Consider the following 16,863-nt stretch of genomic DNA (forward strand, 5'->3'; position numbering starts at 1 on the left):
TGGCAAGCCTTGATTTATAGTGCTTGGCACCCATATAAAGCTATTAATAGCGTACAAGCTGAGCTTGTAAATATAAGCTCAAACCAGCTCAAAATAGGCATGATGAAGTTTTACTCGTCATGCCTTCTTATTAGTTTATTAATCTGTTATTGACACGTTACTGACTTGCTGGACGAAGATTCAATGTGTTCAGATACGTGCAAATATCTCTCACAGATATATCTTGAGACATATAAGTATCGTGTACCCCATACATATCAATACTCACATACATAATAAAAGGTAACTCTTATGTCAGAAGTAAAAGTATCTGCCAAAATGGTAAAAGAATTGCGCGACCGTACTGGTCTTGGCATGATGGAATGTAAAAAAGCCCTGCAAGAAGCCAATGGTGATGTCGAAGTTGCTATTGACAACCTACGTAAGTCAGGTCAAGCAAAAGCGGCTAAAAAAGCAGGTAATATCGCAGCTGACGGCGCTATTGTCATCGCGCAAAACGATAAGCAAGCCTATCTTTTAGAAGTAAACTGTCAGACTGACTTCGTGGCAAAAGATGATAGCTTCACTGCATTTGCAGAAAAAGTGGCTAATCTTGCGCTCGAAAACAACGTCACTGACGTTGCTGCTATCTCTGAACTACCTTATGGTGATGGCCAGAGCGTTGAAGAAGCTCGCGTTTCTTTAGTACAAAAAATCGGTGAGAACATTCAAATTCGCCGTGTAGAGACTTTAGAAGGCGACAACCTAGCGTCATATCGTCATGGCCTACGCATCGGCGTTGTTGTGTCTTTTGAAGGCGGTAACGAAGAGACGGGTAAAAACCTAGCGATGCATATTGCTGCATTCAACCCAGTAGCAGTTAATGACGAAGACGTGTCTGCTGATGTATTGGCTCGTGAAAAAGATATCATCGAAGCCAAAGCTAAAGAGTCTGGCAAGCCTGACAACATCGTTGAAAAAATGATTGAAGGTGGCCTACGTAAGTACCTAGACGAAGTGACTTTACTACGTCAGCCATACGTCATGGACAATGACAAAAAAGTCGGCGATGTACTAAAAGCTGAGGGCGTAAAAGTACTAGGTTTCAAACGTCTAGAAGTTGGCGAAGGCATTGAGAAAAAACAAGAAGATTTCGCTGCTGAAGTTGCTGCTGCACAAGCGGCTAGCAAGTAAGGTTTGAGTATGTTTTTACTCTAAAGTCAGTAAATACAAAAAAAGCCCATTACTTAAGTAATGGGCTTTTTGCGTTGATATGGGCTATTAGATACTGATACTTATAAACCATAACGATAGACAAGTGCTTAACGTAACGCCTCAAAAGCAGAGTTAACGTAGCTTGCGCTATGAGCATTACTACTCGTACCATAGCTTACTTTTTGTAGACCACTATTGCTATCAGCATTACTAGCAATCATGGCACTACCCACGACGCCAGCATCATTTTTATATAGACTATGATAGCGGCTCATCACCCGTTTGACATAATTGCGCGTCTCTTTAAAGGGCGGAATACCATTATATTTATCGACATTGCCTTCGCCAGCATTATAGCCTGCTACAGCAAACTCCACGTTATTATTAAAGCGCTTCATCAGCCAAGCGATATACTTCGCTGAGCCTTCAATGTTCTCTGCAGGGTTCCAAGCATTACGGACGTTGAAGCGGCGGGCAGTGGCTGGCATAAGCTGCATGAGACCTTGTGCTCCCACTGGTGAGCGAGCATTGGGGTTAAATGCAGATTCAGTATGCATCATCGCTTTCATCAAGCCAGGATCGACGCCATGACGCGCCGCAGAAGCGCGAATGTAGCTATCATAAGCATTACGACTACTGCTCTTACTAGCGGTACTAGTGCCATAGTTATTATAGGTGTTATCGCGATTGCTCTCATGCACCTTGGCATCTTTGTAGTAAGTGACTTTGACTTTTTTGGTAAATTTATCAAAATTACCGCTCGGACTGACATTGGTCAAGAGGACTTGGCCCGCTTGATCCTTATAGATGTACATATTACCAGCGTGTGCCGTCACGGTAACAGCGGATAGGGCGATAGAGGTCAGCAAGATAGATGACCAGCAGCGACTCAATAAAGGGGCAGTATTCGGCATAAGAAAATCACTCTTTATCGGTTAATGACGAAACGATAGCTTCAACAGTAGCTTTAACTATAGCTTCAACAATGGTATCAATAATTGATGTATTAGCCAGACAAAGCATTTATAGCGATTCGCATTATTAGTAAATTCTATAAGGTTACAGTTCTGTAAAGTTACAATAGTAACCAAACCACTAGTAATAAATACAAAATATAATAGTTACTTACTATAACACAAAATATTGCTTAGCCCTATTGTATTGATAGCTATAGGTTTTTAGTCAAAATTATTTATTCGGTAAAATTTAGATGTTAAAAGCACTGATAAATATAGGAACCCAAACAGCCGTCAATAAGCCATTTACCGCAAGACCGAAGGCAGCATAGCGCCCAGCGGTAGGGCTGATTTGCCAAGCTTCTACTGTGCCGAACGCGTGAGCGGCCAGTCCTAAGGCTAAACCTTTGGCTCTGTCGTCATCTACTTTTTTAAATAAGAATCTAGCGACGGCACCGCCCAGCAGTCCAGAAACAATAATAATTAAGTTGGCCATCGTAAGCGGTGCACTGATTAAGTCCGCCACGCTCAAGCCAATAGGGGTAGTGACAGAACGCGTAGCAAAGGACAACAAAGTGTCGTGACTGAGTGAAAACAGATAAGCTAACGACATCGGTAACAGCGCGCCGATCACACTTGCGATAAGGACAATGATAGATAAGCGCTTAACCGGCAAACCTTTAAAATTCATGGCGGCTAAAGGGATAGCCAACAGTACCGTGACATAGCCAAGCAAGCGATCAAACACTGGTTTGGCAACGCTATAATAATGCTCGTAATCCCACTGCGTAATAAATAAAAACAGCAGTACTAATACCAAAGCGGTAATGACCATAGGCAGCCATGAGATCTTTTTGGCCAAGATACGCGCGATCACGTGCGCGACTAAGGTCAATAAAATAGCGGCTAGAGTCGCCATAAATACACTGCTAAACATCATCTTAATTCTCCGCCGCGCAGGCTACTCAGACTTATCGCTAACTTCAGGTGTTGTCAGGCCTGTACTGCTCTTATTGTCAGCGCTAGAGCTCAACCAGCGGTTGGCTAGAATCGCTAGACCCCAAAGCGGTATCAAAGTACTAATAGCCATTGTCAGCATGACGCCCCAAAATTCATCACCTAACTCAAACAATAAAATACCAGCGCCTGCTGATACCGGCAAAAAAGCAAAACCGCTATCGACTAACAATAAGTTACTGGCTCTGGTGATCCATTCCGGTAAGCCTTTGAGCAAGCGCCAAACGACTAAAATGACGAACATCGCCACGAGGCCTACAATGTTGGCGGCTTTTTCGATACCGGCCCACTGACACAGGAGTAGCGCTGATTCGCGCACTATGACCACCATGGCGAGCGTCAAAAGTAAGGCTAACCACAAAGGCAGTTTGGTTTGGGTAAGGGCATTCATAAGCTATCCTTGCCAAGACGGCAACTACAGAGTCTAGATAGAATAAAAGCAAGCGCCATGCTATTGATAAAAAGTACTGACGAAAACTATCGATAAACAGCATCGCAAATAGCTATGGCTAGGCTTTTGGGTGGATTGCGTAAAAGTTTTACTCTATCATTTTAAAAGAAATAAAGGTAAAAAACTTTAGTTGAGGGACAACCAATGCGCTCGATTATATAGTGAAGTGAGCGACTAATAAACCTTAAAGGCCGGTGTATTTACAACAAAAACTCATGCGCGGTGATAATAGCAAAAGAGCCAGGACAGACAAACAATAAAAAATGAGCACATCAGCCTAAAAATGGCCAATATACTCATTGCTTAATACAGACTTTATAGCAGCTATCTTGCTGGTTCTAAAATCTTAATGTTAACTCTTACGCTTGCGGACTTGGGTTGTCATCTATAGCGGTATGATCGCTAGACTCATTATCTGTCTCAAAGATCTGCTCGTAGGTTAAGTCTTCCGCTACTAATGACTCATCTTCAGACGGCTGCAAATCTTCCTCATTGTTTTGCTCAAAAGGCTCAAGAATAGGCATCAGTAAAGTCGCTTGCGCTAACGGTAGCACCTCCATAGGCTGCAGGTTTGCTTCCCCTAGTAGCTGCTTGAGACGCTCGCTTGGCAGACGAATGGCCAAGCACTCGTGGCCGCTATCATTATAGCTTTCTTCTAAGATAACCCCAAGCTCATACAAGGTGTTTTTAAAGTGTCCAGCATGGTAGGGCAAGGTGAGATTAAAGGTTGTCAAAGTACCCGTCATCAGCTGTTGTACCGCAAGTGTGAGCTCTTCGATGCCTAAATTGTCTTTTGAGGAGACATAAACGCGGTTTGGCTCACCTTCGTTGGCATAACCTATGCGCGCAGGCTCGCCCGTTAAGTCAATTTTATTATAGACGTTGAGTACTGGCACATCATTATCAATCTCTGCTAGCACCTCTTTGACCGCTGAAATCTGCTCGTGCATATCCTCACTAGAAGAATCAATCACGTGCAACAATAGATCTGCCTCTAAAGTTTCCTCCAAAGTAGCGTGGAAGGATTCGACAAGCTCATGCGGTAGATGACGCACGAAGCCTACCGTATCGACTAAGACCACACGGCCGACACCTTGCCAATCTAAACGGCGCAAAGTCGGATCTAGAGTCGCAAATAGCTTATCTGCGGCATAGATGTTTTCATCGACTAAGCGGTTAAATAAGGTAGATTTGCCTGCGTTCGTGTAGCCGACTAGTGATATCGTCGGGACGTCGGATTTTTGCCGGCGAGCACGGCCTTGCGCGCGAGTTTGACGTACTTTTTCAAGCTTAGATTTGAGCTGATTGACCCGCGTTTGTAGTAGACGACGATCGGTCTCAAGCTGCGTTTCACCAGGACCTCTTAGTCCGATACCGCCTTTTTGTCGCTCCAAATGCGTCCAACCACGTACTAGTCTAGTGGATAAGTGGTTCAACTGCGCCAGCTCTACCTGCAGCTTACCTTCGTAAGTACGCGCACGCTGTGCAAATATATCCAAAATAAGACCAGTGCGGTCAAGCACGCGGCATTTCGTTAAAGCTTCTAAGTTACGCTCTTGCGAGGGAGAGAGGCTATGATTAAAAATCACAATATCAGCATCATTGGCACTGACTAACTCGGCAATCTCTTGGGCTTTACCAGAGCCGACGAAGTACTTAGCATCTGGCTTCAAGCGTGAGCCTGTCACCAGCTCCACGCGCTGAGCGCCAGCGGAGTCAACAAGTAGCTCAAACTCGCTCAAATCATCAGGGTCTTGTATTTGACGAATGTCTAAGTGCACTAAAACAGCACGCTCGCCACCTTCATATCTTTCAAAATATTCCAAAAATTTTCACCTATAAATGGGGGAAATAAATCGCGATTATCGGCTATAATTAGGCGGATAATCGCGTTCAGATAATAGTCTATATGCGGTCTTATTACTGGTTATTAAAGCCTAATTGTCATAGTGACGCCAGTTTTATGTTACTGGGTTTACAAAAGATAGGTTTATAGTAGATAGTGAATAACGAGAACCCTCATTCAAGCTCAGTGAACAAATCGTCACTGACTATGAGAATTTTGCTATACTTACGCCATTTTTACAGACATTCAATGATGAGGGATACAGATGAGCCATTCTAAGCCAGGCTTTTCATTAAAAAAACAATTCAGCCGCAGTAAGCAAATTGTTGGTATGACTACCACTATGGCAGGTGGTCTACGAGCTGCACAGCGTATAGGCGCTTTTAAGAACCCGCCGCGCGAAAAACTACCGCGTTATATCCAAGCGTTTTGCCGCAAGATGGTCGGCTCTTTTGGTATAAAGGTTGTCGAAGTTGAGCCGGTACAGCAGTATCATGGGCTTTGGGTATCCAATCATGTGTCATGGATGGATATTCCGGTGGTTGGTACGGTCAGTCCGGCTTTCTTTTTATCTAAAGCGGAGATAGGCGAGTGGCCGATATTCGGTAAGCTTGCTTATGCGGCTGGTACCGTGTTTATTCAGCGCGGCTCGGGCGATGCCGGCTCAGTAGCAGCGCAAATCGCTGAGTTTTTGCGCCAAGGGTTTTCAGTTATTTTCTTTCCAGAAGCCACTACTACCGATGGCTCCAAGATTAAGCGCATTCATGGTAAGCTCTTGCAAGCGGCTATCGACGCTGATGTGCCGGTACGAGCGATGGTGATTGCCTATGTCAATAAAGACGGCAGCTTAAGTCAAGAATTGCCTTATTATGGCAAGCTGACCATGAAGCAGAGTCTAAAAAAAGTACTCGATACTAAGAACGTCACCGCTTATGTTTTGCCACTTGAAGCGATCGACCCACAAGGCCGTAGCAAAAGTGAGCTGACAGATCTGTTGCAACAGCACATGCAAGAAGGGCTCGCAGAACTACATGCACGAGTATTAAGCTAAGAGCCGATATAAGTGAATGACAAAGGCGCTAATCATATCGATTAGCGCCTTTTTGCGTAAACGTCATAGCTTTAGAATCTAGCAGCCTTAGAATCTAGCAGCTTTAGTTAGCTGAACTAAGGAGATGGATTCGGCTGCTGGGTGTGTACCGCTTCGATAGCGGCTAATACGTCATCGCTTAAAGTTAGATTAACACTATCGATGTTTGATTTGAGCTGCTCGATGCTCGTGGCACCAATGATGTTGCTTGTGACAAAGGGCCGCGAGTTCACAAAAGCGAGCGCCATCTGCGCCATATCTAGTCCGGCATCGCTGGCAATCTTAGCGTATTGCTCAGTGGCTGCTAGCGCTTGCTCATTAATATATCTTTGGAATCTATCATACATCGTCAGCCGCGCGCCAGCTGGTTTTTTGCCACCCAAATATTTACCAGAGAGTACCCCAAAGCCTAGGGGCGAGTAGGCGAGCAAACCGACATTCTCGCGATGGGCAATCTCCGCCATGCCCACCTCATAAAGTCGATTGAGCAAGCTATAAGGATTCTGCACCGTGATAGGCGCGATGAGACCGTTTTTGTCCGCTTCCCATAAGTAGCGCATCAGTCCCCAAGCAGTATCGTTTGAGAGTCCATAAGCACGAATGCGGCCTTTTTTGATCTCATCATTGAGCGCTTGAATGGTCTCTAAAAACGGCGTTAAGTCATCAAGCGATTGCGCTGACATCTCGCTGTCATAACCGCGTTGACCAAAGAAGTTCGACTGCCGCTCAGGCCAATGCAGCTGATAGACATCAATATAGTCGGTTTGTAAACGCTGCAGATTACCGTCAATAGCGCTACTAATATGCTTGGCATTATAGCGGCTATTACCGTCTCGCAAAAAGCTCATCGGCGACATTTTACTGGCCAAGATAACTTTATCGCGCTGCTGTGTCTTTGCAAACCAAGTGCCGATAATGCGCTCGGTATCGCCTTGTTTATCTTTGTCAGGCGGTGAGGGGTACATCTCGGCACAGTCCCAAAAGTTCACTCCTTCGCTAAGGGCTAAGTGCATTTGCTCATGGCCTTCGCGCTCATTGTTTTGTTGTCCCCAAGTCATCGTTCCTAGACAAATTTTCGATACCTTTTCATCGATTTGTGGCAGCACTTCATATTGCATGGTTGCATCCTGATTATTATTGATTATTGTTTTGAGTTGCTTGTGTGATTAACTCAGCTGAATGCCAGTCACACCCGGCGGCGTCACCTTAAAGATTTTGACTTTAAATAGTACGTCTTGCCCGGCTAGGGGATGGTTAAAATCGACCTCGATCTCATCGTCATTAATCGCGCTAATGGTACCGGGCAAAGTGTTTTTACCTTTATCCTCAAACTCCACCATCATACCAATCTCAGGATTGTCCGCGACTAAAGCAAACTGCGGACGACTAAAGTGCTGTACATTATCTGGATTCCAGTCGCCAAAAGCTTGCTCAGGCTCTAAGTGCGCGGTACGGGTGTCGCCTGCCCGCAGATTCATCAGCACTTGCTCAAAACCCGGCAACAGGCTTTCATCGCCGACAGTCAAACTGACCGGCTGATCACGATTAAAGGTCGAGTCAATTACCGTACCATTTTCTAATGACACCTCAAAATGCAGCTTGACTAAGCTGCCATGGGTGATACGAGTGTCTTCGTTCGGATTGATAAATTGTGATGAGGTTTGAGAGTCAGTCATAATAAAAAACCAGTTTTAGTTAAAAGTAGAGTGCTGTTATCAGTGAATAGATTCAGGTGATAGATTAAGAGATGATAAGCGAAATACTGCCCTATGTAAGCGTAAATAGTGTAACGTAAAGGCGCTAAAATAAAGGTTAACTGTAGAGAGTTACTGATTATAAAAAGTGACCGATTATAAAAGTTTTAATCCTAGTCAAATAAGAGAGTATCGCAAACATGGCAAATAGACAACAAGGCCGAATTACAAAGTGGCAAGATGACAAAGGCTTTGGCTTTATCGAGACCGAAGCTGGGGAGTCACTGTTCTTTCATGTCAGCGAGTTCAAAGCGCCGCGTCGACCTGTCATCCATGAGCCAGTGGTCTTTAGTATTGGACAAGATAAACAAGGACGCTTGCAAGCCAAGCAAGTACAGGAGCTCAGTTTTGTGCAGCAACAAATGGCAGATAAGAACAATCAAATCCGTCAGCGTAACGCAAAGAAAAGCCAACAAGCAGACTTTGAAGCAGGGCAAAAGAAGAAGCTACTTTTAGGCGTGGCATTCTATGCAGTATTAGTATTATTAGTAGTGATGGGTGATTTGAGCTGGCTGGTCTTGGCTTGGTATGTGTTGTTAGGCGTTATTACTTATCTCACTTACGCCAAGGACAAAGCGGCTGCGCAAAGCGGCGCGTGGCGTACGCCTGAATCGACTTTGCATCTACTAAGCGTGCTCGGCGGCTGGGTTGGGGCGATGGTCGCGCAGACCTACTTGCGTCACAAGTCACAAAAGCCTGATTTTCGAATTAGTTTTTATCTGACGGTAGTGGTTAATCTTGGTGGGTTATTATTTATTATGGCGGGTGGTGGTTTGGATTCTTTTAAAGGCTTGTTATAGACTTCTAGCCTCTACTTTAAACCGCCTCTAAAACCCTTTGATAAACCGCAGCATCATTAGCCGAGAAGCAGCAAAATATAATCTCATTTACCGAAAAGTTATCTGACGACTCTAGCTTACCCAATACATAATTCTTCACCGTATTTACCGCTACTTTAGTGGCCTTGTCGATTGGGTAACCATAAACGCCAGTACTGATGGACGGAAAAGCAAGGCTAGCGACCTTGTGTTCAGCGGCTAACTCTAACGCGTTTTGATAGCAGCTCGTCAGTAGCGCTTCTTCATTATCATTACCGCCATGCCAAACTGGCCCTACTGTATGAATGACATAGTCACAGGGTAGATCAAACGCTGGGCTTATTTTTGCCTCGCCAGTGGCGCAGCCGTTCAAGGTGCGGCAATAAGCGAGCAGCTCTGGCCCTGCGCCTCGATGTATCGCGCCATCCACGCCGCCGCCACCGAGCAAACTCGAATTGGCCGCATTGACAATAGCATCAATTTTTAGCGTAGTAATATCCGCTTGTAATACGGACAAAGTAACCGTGCGAGTAGCAGAACTAGCAGTAGAGCTAGAGCTATCAGAGACAGAGACTTGCTTTTGCAAAAGTGGCTTGGTTTGAGCATTCGTCATGGTAGCGTCCTTATCATTAATCCATAAATTCTATATTAATAGTCTAAGTGATTTGCTATCGTTTAGATGTATCTGATATGAATATAAAAGTGTGTAAATTATATTTCTAACCAACTATAAAAAGGACGTTTTAGTGATTACGCTCTATAAATACACCCATCCTAGCCGCGCAGAAACTGTAATCTGGGCACTACAAGAGCTTGGCCTAGACTATGAAACCAAAGAATTAAACGCTTATAAATTTGAGCAGCGAAGCCCTGAGTTTTTAGCGATTAACCCGTTTGGCAAAGTGCCAACGATGACCCATGACGGTAAGCATTTCACTGAATCGTTAGCGATTATCGAATACCTCAATGACTTGCATCCTGATAGACCGCTAACGCCTAGCCATAACGATGATAACTATGCCGAGAAGAACTATAAACTGCGTCAGGTCATCTCGTTTGGCATGATAGAGCTTGAAAGTTATGTGTGGATATTAACGAAGATAAAGGTATTAGACAATTATGAGAACTGGCCTGCGGGCACCGCTGAGAAGTGCATAACCAATATTCAAAACGCGCTACCGATTGCCACGAGTTGGTTGGATAGCCAAGAGTATATAGCAGGTGATCGCTTTAGCTTAGCTGATATCTACTATCATCATCTATTTAATTGGCTAAAAATGTTGGGGGTTGCGTTACCTGAGCAAGCAAAAGCATACGTTAAAAGATTATCCGCGCGAGAGAACTTTCCTAAAAAGTAGGAGAGTAGGGTTGTTGTTTGGAAATAGAGTGCATCCTGAGCACCATCAAGATTAGGGCGTGTTGAACATTCACAAATGCGCACTGCTGATAGCTAAAATAGTTCTAGTCTAAGTGAAAATTGCAGATAATGCTTATTGCATTGGTTAGATTTTCGCAACGACTAGGGCGATTTTAGCATCAGCCCTCACGACAACAACAGGGACAGGACTATTTTTTGCCACTTTATTGATAAAAATAGACGCTTAGAACAACTAAACTTACCATTTTTATCTGCAAATCGCCTAAAAAATAGTCTCTGTCAGTGCCATGGTCGAATGTTCAACACGCCCTAATCTCACTACACTAAACCCAAAGCAAAAAAGGGCTTACATGATCGTAAGCCCTTTTTTCATTCAATTAAAATAGCAGTATCAAAAGCTAACCTTTAGATTTGCCTTCGCGCTTACCTTCCAAAAATATCATGTCAATAACAATGATAGCCACGCCAATACAAATCGCAATATCCGCGATATTAAAAATCGGATAATGCCAAACATCAGCATAATGTACATGAATAAAATCGACCACTTTGCCAAGTCGCACGCGGTCGATTAGATTGCCAATCGCACCGCCGAGCACCATAGCGAGCCCTAGCGATAACAGCTTAGCATTACGCGGCGCTCTAATTAAATATACGACTAAGAACAACGCAATCACGAGCGCTAAACCCGAGAAAAACCACTTTTGCCAGCCGCCTGCATCGGCCAAAAAGCTAAACGCTGCACCATAATTATAAGCCAATGTCCAATTCAAGAATGGCTCAATGACCGGTATCGGCTCCAAAAAATTCAGCTTAGTTTTCGCGAGCCATTTGGTCCACTGATCGACAATGATAATCACTATCGACAGTAAGTACCAAACAAAGGCTCGACTGCCATTTGCCAGCACTTTTGGGGTTTTGGTCAGCCGGCTTTTAGGCGTTACCGAGTTGCCTGTCGTAACGTGAGCAGGTTTTGGCGAATGATCGACTTCGTTAGTAGGACGCTCAGGCGTATCAAGCATAGTGACGCACCTCACCGCTGCCTACCACGTTAGTTACGCAGCGCGCGCACAGCTCTGGATGCTCGCTGTCAGTGCCGACGTCGCTACGGATGTGCCAACAGCGCACGCACTTCGTCCCATCGGCGACGTCAATGGTAACTCTTAAATCCGCTGCTGCGATGTCTTCCTCGTTATCTTTAGTTTGATGATCAGCAGGCGCTGCGCTGATAGGCTTCAAGGTGGCGCTACTGGTAATCAGCACAAAACGCAGCTCATCGCTTAATTTGGCTAAGCTGTCATACATAGCGCCATCAGCGTACAAAGTGGCATCAGCGGCTAGATTGGCATTCAGTAGTTTGTTGCTGCGCGCGACTTCGATGTTCTTATTCACCATATCTTTGGCGCGCATGATATGGTGCCAGTCTTCACTACTGATCGTGCTCAGCTCAAGCGCTGGGAACTCGTACCACTCTTCAGTGAAGACATAGCTACCGGCGGCCTGCTCATCTTTGCTGTTCAAGACTTCCCAAGCTTCTTGCGCGGTAAACGATAAGATAGGGGTAATCCAGCGTATTAAGGCTTGAGCGATATGATAGATCGCGGTCTGCGCCGAGCGGCGCGGCTGACCATCCTTTTGAGTGGTGTACTGGCGATCTTTGATGATATCTAAATAAAAGCTGCCCAAGTCCTGCGAGCAAAAAGCAGTGATATGCTGGGTGACTTGGTGAAAGTCCATTGCGTCATAAGCACTGACGATTTGCGCTTGTACAGCCTGCGCGCGCTCGATGATGAACTTATCAAGACTGACTAATTCGTTGATATCGATGCTATCAGTAGCCGGATCGAAATCATCGGTGTTCGCCAGTAAGAAGCGCAGGGTATTACGAATGCGGCGGTACATATCAATTGCGCCTTTAAATACCGTCTTGCCCGCGCTCATCTCATAGCGATAGTCGCTAGAGGCAATCCAAAGACGCAGCATATCAGCGCCGGTTTTATTGATCTCATCTTGCGGGGTGATGATGTTGCCAAGAGACTTACTCATCTTACGGCCATTTTCATCGACCACAAAACCGTGCGTCAATACTTGCTTAAACGGCGGACGCTCGTACATTGCTTCTGACGTGAGCAGTGACGTCTGGAACCAACCGCGATGCTGATCGGAGCCTTCTAGATACATATCGGCAGGATTGGTGAGCTCATCACGCTGCTCAAGCACGGCATAATGAGTAGTTCCTGAGTCAAACCAGACATCTAGCGTATCAGTAGACTTATCATAATCGGCCGCCTCATCCCCTAAGTAGTCTTCACAGCTGGCATCAAACCACGCTTCCACGCCGCCTTCCGCGATATTTTGCGCGGCAGTTTCCATTAGCTCTAAGGTGTTCGGATGCAGCTCGCCGGTCTGTTTATGCATAAAGAAGGTAATCGGCACGCCCCAAGTCCGCTGACGCGAGATGCACCAGTCCGGGCGACCGGTCATCATCGACTCGATACGGTTCTGACCCCAAGCAGGCGTCCACTTAACATCAGGGATGTCTTTGAGCGCGCGCTCGCGTAAGCCTTCTTTTTCCATATTAATAAACCACTGCGGCGTGGCACGGAAGATAATCGGCGACTTATGACGCCAGCAGTGCGGATAGCTGTGCTCGATCTTAGTATGGTTTACCAAATGACCATTATCATGCAAAGCGGCAATGATTTTTGGATTGGCTTTATAGATATGCTCGCCGGCAAATACCGCCGCGCTCTCTAGATAGACACCATTACCGCCAACAGGGTTCTCAACAGGCAAGTTATATTTTAGACCCACGATATAATCGTCGAGACCATGACCTGGCGCGGTGTGTACTAGGCCAGTACCGCTATCGGTGGTCACGTGATCGCCTAAGATAATAGGCACTTGACGATCTGCAATTAGCGGATGCTGCGCGCGCAAGCCTTCAAGCTCCTTACCTGAAACGGTCACTAAGATACCTTGGCTGTCTAACTTAAGCTCAGTTAACGCAGTCTCGACCAAATCATGAGCGAGTAGTAGATTGCCTTTCTCAGTGGCTACAACCGAATAGTCATGCTCAGGGTGCACTGAGATAGCTTGGTTAGCAGGCAGTGTCCAAGGCGTCGTCGTCCAGATAACGACTGAGATAGTATCCTCTATTTTTGCCAAAGCGGTTAGCTTGTCAGTATCAAGCACATCGAAGCTGACATAAATCGCATCAGAGACCTTATCTTGATATTCTACTTCCGCCTCTGCCAATGCTGAGGTACAGTCCAAGCACCAGTTGACCGGCTTCATACCGCGAGTGACATGGCCGTTTTCGTAGATTTTACCTAGCGCACGGACGATATTGGCTTCCTGATGAAAGTTCATGGTCAGATAAGGGTTGTCCCAATCGCCAAAGATACCTAAACGCTTAAAATCAGCTTTTTGTAGCTCGATTTGGGTCGCTGCATACTCACGGCAGAGACCACGAAACTCAGTTGCCGAGACTTTTTTGCCGACCTTACCGACTTTGGCTTCCACCTTTTGCTCGATAGGCAAGCCATGACAGTCCCAACCCGGCACATAAGGCGCGTCAAATCCTGAAAGCGTCTTCGACTTAACAATCATGTCCTTAATGACTTTATTGACCGCATGACCTAAGTGAATCTGACCGTTCGCATAAGGAGGGCCGTCGTGCAAAATGTACTTAGTCGCGCCAGTACGCGCCTGACGAATCTTACCATAGACATCGTCCGCTTCCCAAGCCGCTAACCAATCCGGCTCGCGTTTGGCCAAGTTAGCGCGCATCGCAAAAGGCGTATCGGCTAGATTGAGAGTGTCTTTGTAATCGTGGCTAGGGGTGTCAGTAGCTTTGTCAGTCATAGGAAGGTATCTTTTATCAGGTTAAGTAGTTTATTGAGTTAAGCGGTTTTTCAATCAAATAGTTTTTAAATTAAACAATTTTTAAGTTAAATAGTTTAGCAGTCCAAGTAAATAATGTATGGGGGCGAATAGCTAAGGTTAAATAGGGCTTAGATGAAAGAGCACTTTACCCTAAATAATGCCTGAACTTAAATAAGTTAGCGTCAGATTATGTTAGGAATGGCAGCTATTATATGTTAATTCTACTGGGGTAAAAAGGGGCTTGTACTGCGCGTGTCATTTTAGTTGCGTAATAGCGATAAGCAGTGTACAACTGTACTTAACAAGCGTTTCACTTAAAGTACGGACATAAATCCAATACATAATAGGGCGTGTTGAACATTCGCAAATAGGCACTGCTGATCGCTAAAATTGTTCCAGACAAGGCACAAAGCGACGATAATGCAGATGCCTTAGCGAGATTTGTAACGCAGTATGGGGCAATTTTAGCATCAGCCCCAACGATAAAAGCAGGGGACAGGACTCTTTTTTGCCGCTTCATCGTTAAAAATAAGCGCTTAGAATGACTAAACTTATTATTTTTAACATCGAATCGCCTAAAAAATAGTCGCTGTCAGTGCCATGGTCGAATGTTCAACACGCCCTAATATCGGCTAAAAACATTGTATAAATTACGATAAATATAAAGGAGTCGTCATGAAAATAGGTATTCCCAAAGAGATTAAAAACAACGAAAATCGGGTCGGTCTACCGCCAAGCGCCGTTATGGTGTTAGTCAGCGACGGTCATAAAGTGTTTGTCGAATGTGATGCGGGCGTGGGTTCGCACTTCACCGATGAGGATTATGAGGAAGCAGGCGCGACTATCGTCAATAGCGCCAACAAAGCTTGGGACGCTCAATTGGTTGTTAAAGTCAAAGAGCCCCAGCAAGAAGAGTTTCAGTATTTAACCGAAGATCTGATACTGTTTACTTACTTGCATCTGGCCAATGAGCCGGAGCTGGCGCAAGCACTCGTCGAGAATAAAGTCACGGCGATAGCCTATGAAACGGTGCAACTGGCTAATAACTCCTTACCGCTGCTGACCCCGATGAGCGAGGTTGCCGGCCGCATGAGCACCCAAATCGGCGCTCAGTTCTTGCAGAAGTTCTATGGCGGCAAAGGAATATTACTGGGCGGCGTACCAGGGGTACAAAAAGGCCGCGTCACGATCATTGGCGGCGGCGTCTCAGGCACGGAAGCGGCCAAAATCGCTATCGGCCTGCGCGCGGATGTGACCATCTTGGACTTAGATCCACAGCGGCTCAAAGAGCTATCTGAGATGTTCGGCAATAATGTCCAGACGCTCATATCTAATAAGGTCAATATCGCCGAAAGTGTTGAGGTTAGTGACTTAGTGATCGGTGCGGTACTGATTCCAGGCGCAGCTACGCCTAAATTAGTCACAGAAGAGATGATCGAGTCAATGGACGACGGCGGAGTCATCATCGATATCGCTATCGATCAAGGCGGCGTCTTTGAGACTACCGATCGCATTACCACGCATGACGATCCGACTTATACTAAGCACGGTATCGTCCATTACGCGGTAGCCAATATCCCAGGAGCAGTACCTCGTACAGCGACGATGGCGCTATCGAATGTCACCTTGCCATATATCCAAACGCTGGCCAAAAAAGGGGTCAAGCAAGCTTGCGCGGAGGATGCTGCCTTTGCAAAAGGGATCAATACAGCGCAAGGCTATATCACTTATGAGGCGGTGGCTGAGGCGCTAGATTATGAGTATAAAGCGTTAGATGAGCTGCTTGGTTAGTTTTGGTTAAAATATCGACGATAACCATAGCCTTAATTTTAGTGACCAAAGCGGCTGAATACCGGTCAGCCCTTGCGTCATCTCACCGTCTTTTAATACCACATAAGAGGGCGTCACTTGTCCTTGCCAGTCGGCGAAGATTGTGCCGTCTTCATCGTTGATAGTGGTGAAGTCAAAATTATTTTGCTGCATATACTCTGCAAGCCGTTGGTTGGAGCCCGACTTAATGGCCACTGTCACTACCGGATAGCTATCACTAGCGGCAAGCTTGTTGATAGTGGGCGAGGTATAAGTACATATCGGACACCAAGTACCCCAAAAATACACTAGCGTAGGCTGCTTGTGACTCATCGCTGCTAAGTCTAGTGTCTGTCCTTGATAGTCGGTCAGCTGCAATTGCGGATTGGCTGGCATGATAGGCTGTCGCCACCAGTTGACAACAGTGTAAATAACAATAAAAACGAGACCATAGAGTAGGGCAGTCTTTAGCATTGACCAAAGCTTTTGCTTCGGCGTTTTTTTTACTTTTAACTCTGTTTTTTTGATATCAGTCGTCATATTGCTTTCTCTGAGCCTAAAATTTAATCACTTGCTTTTTATAGATCTTAGATTAACACATGAAGTGCAATACCAAATGCAAGGTGAAAAAAAGACCTAGATGCGCTAGCATCAAAGTTTTT

15 protein-coding genes are annotated in these 16,863 nt (G+C 45.4%); 5 read left to right on the plus strand and 10 right to left on the minus strand.

Annotated features, from left to right (window positions below; translation table 11 throughout):
* Positions 1–291: 291 nt before the first annotated feature.
* A complete protein-coding gene (gene tsf, locus AAEY83_RS04055; protein WP_025646520.1) occupies positions 292–1,173 on the plus strand; it encodes a translation elongation factor Ts in 882 nt (293 codons plus the stop codon).
* Positions 1,174–1,301: 128 nt separating this feature from the next.
* On the opposite strand, the gene AAEY83_RS04060 is transcribed toward tsf, so the two are convergent.
* The 4 genes from AAEY83_RS04060 to hflX all read right to left on the minus strand — a co-directional run bounded on the left by AAEY83_RS04060 (position 1,302) and on the right by hflX (position 5,444).
* Positions 1,302–2,108, minus strand: coding sequence for a lytic transglycosylase domain-containing protein (locus AAEY83_RS04060; protein WP_025646521.1), 807 nt, complete (start codon positions 2,106–2,108; stop codon positions 1,302–1,304).
* 292 nt (positions 2,109–2,400) lie between these two features.
* Complete coding sequence (locus AAEY83_RS04065) at positions 2,401–3,090, minus strand: LrgB family protein (protein ID WP_037059469.1); 690 nt, start codon at positions 3,088–3,090, stop codon at positions 2,401–2,403.
* Between the two features lie 21 nt (positions 3,091–3,111).
* Complete coding sequence (locus AAEY83_RS04070) at positions 3,112–3,558, minus strand: CidA/LrgA family protein (RefSeq protein WP_025646523.1); 447 nt, start codon at positions 3,556–3,558, stop codon at positions 3,112–3,114.
* A 419-nt stretch (positions 3,559–3,977) separates the two neighbouring features.
* The gene (gene hflX / locus AAEY83_RS04075; RefSeq protein ID WP_025646524.1) at positions 3,978–5,444 is read right to left on the minus strand and encodes a ribosome rescue GTPase HflX; all 1,467 of its coding nucleotides are present in this window, start codon (positions 5,442–5,444) and stop codon (positions 3,978–3,980) included.
* 285 nt (positions 5,445–5,729) lie between these two features.
* On the opposite strand from hflX, the gene AAEY83_RS04080 reads away from it, so the two are divergent.
* Positions 5,730–6,515, plus strand: coding sequence for a lysophospholipid acyltransferase family protein (locus tag AAEY83_RS04080; protein WP_025646525.1), 786 nt, complete (start codon positions 5,730–5,732; stop codon positions 6,513–6,515).
* 116 nt (positions 6,516–6,631) lie between these two features.
* Here AAEY83_RS04080 and AAEY83_RS04085 read toward each other — a convergent pair whose 3' ends face one another.
* Both AAEY83_RS04085 and fkpB read right to left on the minus strand, forming a co-directional pair.
* A complete protein-coding gene (locus AAEY83_RS04085) occupies positions 6,632–7,672 on the minus strand; it encodes an aldo/keto reductase (RefSeq protein WP_025646526.1) in 1,041 nt (346 codons plus the stop codon).
* A 48-nt stretch (positions 7,673–7,720) separates the two neighbouring features.
* Positions 7,721–8,230 carry an FKBP-type peptidyl-prolyl cis-trans isomerase gene (gene fkpB / locus AAEY83_RS04090; protein ID WP_025646527.1) on the minus strand — a complete coding sequence of 170 codons (510 nt, stop codon included), beginning with the start codon at positions 8,228–8,230 and terminating at the stop codon, positions 7,721–7,723.
* Positions 8,231–8,448: 218 nt separating this feature from the next.
* Here fkpB and AAEY83_RS04095 point away from each other — a divergent pair, with 218 nt between their 5' ends.
* The gene (locus tag AAEY83_RS04095; RefSeq protein WP_025646528.1) at positions 8,449–9,108 is read left to right on the plus strand and encodes a DUF1294 domain-containing protein; all 660 of its coding nucleotides are present in this window, start codon (positions 8,449–8,451) and stop codon (positions 9,106–9,108) included.
* A 16-nt stretch (positions 9,109–9,124) separates the two neighbouring features.
* Here the strand turns inward: AAEY83_RS04095 and AAEY83_RS04100 are convergent, their stop codons facing one another.
* Entirely contained in the window at positions 9,125–9,739 is a 615-nt protein-coding gene (locus AAEY83_RS04100; RefSeq protein WP_025646529.1) for an O-acetyl-ADP-ribose deacetylase, read from the minus strand.
* Between the two features lie 133 nt (positions 9,740–9,872).
* Between AAEY83_RS04100 and AAEY83_RS04105 the strand changes: the two genes are divergently transcribed.
* Positions 9,873–10,484, plus strand: a complete 612-nt coding sequence (locus tag AAEY83_RS04105) for a glutathione S-transferase family protein (protein ID WP_025646530.1) — start codon at positions 9,873–9,875, stop codon at positions 10,482–10,484.
* A 418-nt stretch (positions 10,485–10,902) separates the two neighbouring features.
* On the opposite strand, the gene lspA is transcribed toward AAEY83_RS04105, so the two are convergent.
* Entirely contained in the window at positions 10,903–11,526 is a 624-nt protein-coding gene (gene lspA, locus AAEY83_RS04110) for a signal peptidase II (protein ID WP_084212646.1), read from the minus strand.
* Positions 11,519–14,371 (minus strand): isoleucine--tRNA ligase, encoded by a 2,853-nt coding sequence (gene ileS, locus AAEY83_RS04115; RefSeq protein ID WP_025646532.1) that lies wholly within the window; start codon positions 14,369–14,371, stop codon positions 11,519–11,521. Before ileS ends, lspA begins: the two co-directional genes overlap by 8 nt.
* Before the next feature lie 696 nt (positions 14,372–15,067).
* Here ileS and ald point away from each other — a divergent pair.
* Entirely contained in the window at positions 15,068–16,183 is a 1,116-nt protein-coding gene (gene ald, locus AAEY83_RS04120) for an alanine dehydrogenase (RefSeq protein ID WP_025646533.1), read from the plus strand.
* 6 nt (positions 16,184–16,189) lie between these two features.
* Here ald and AAEY83_RS04125 read toward each other — a convergent pair whose 3' ends face one another.
* Positions 16,190–16,741, minus strand: a complete 552-nt coding sequence (locus tag AAEY83_RS04125; RefSeq protein ID WP_025646534.1) for a protein disulfide oxidoreductase — start codon at positions 16,739–16,741, stop codon at positions 16,190–16,192.
* Positions 16,742–16,863: the final 122 nt, after the last annotated feature.

It is taken from the genome of Psychrobacter sp. TB20-MNA-CIBAN-0197 (genome assembly GCF_040309765.1).
GTDB lineage: Bacteria > Pseudomonadota > Gammaproteobacteria > Pseudomonadales > Moraxellaceae > Psychrobacter > Psychrobacter submarinus.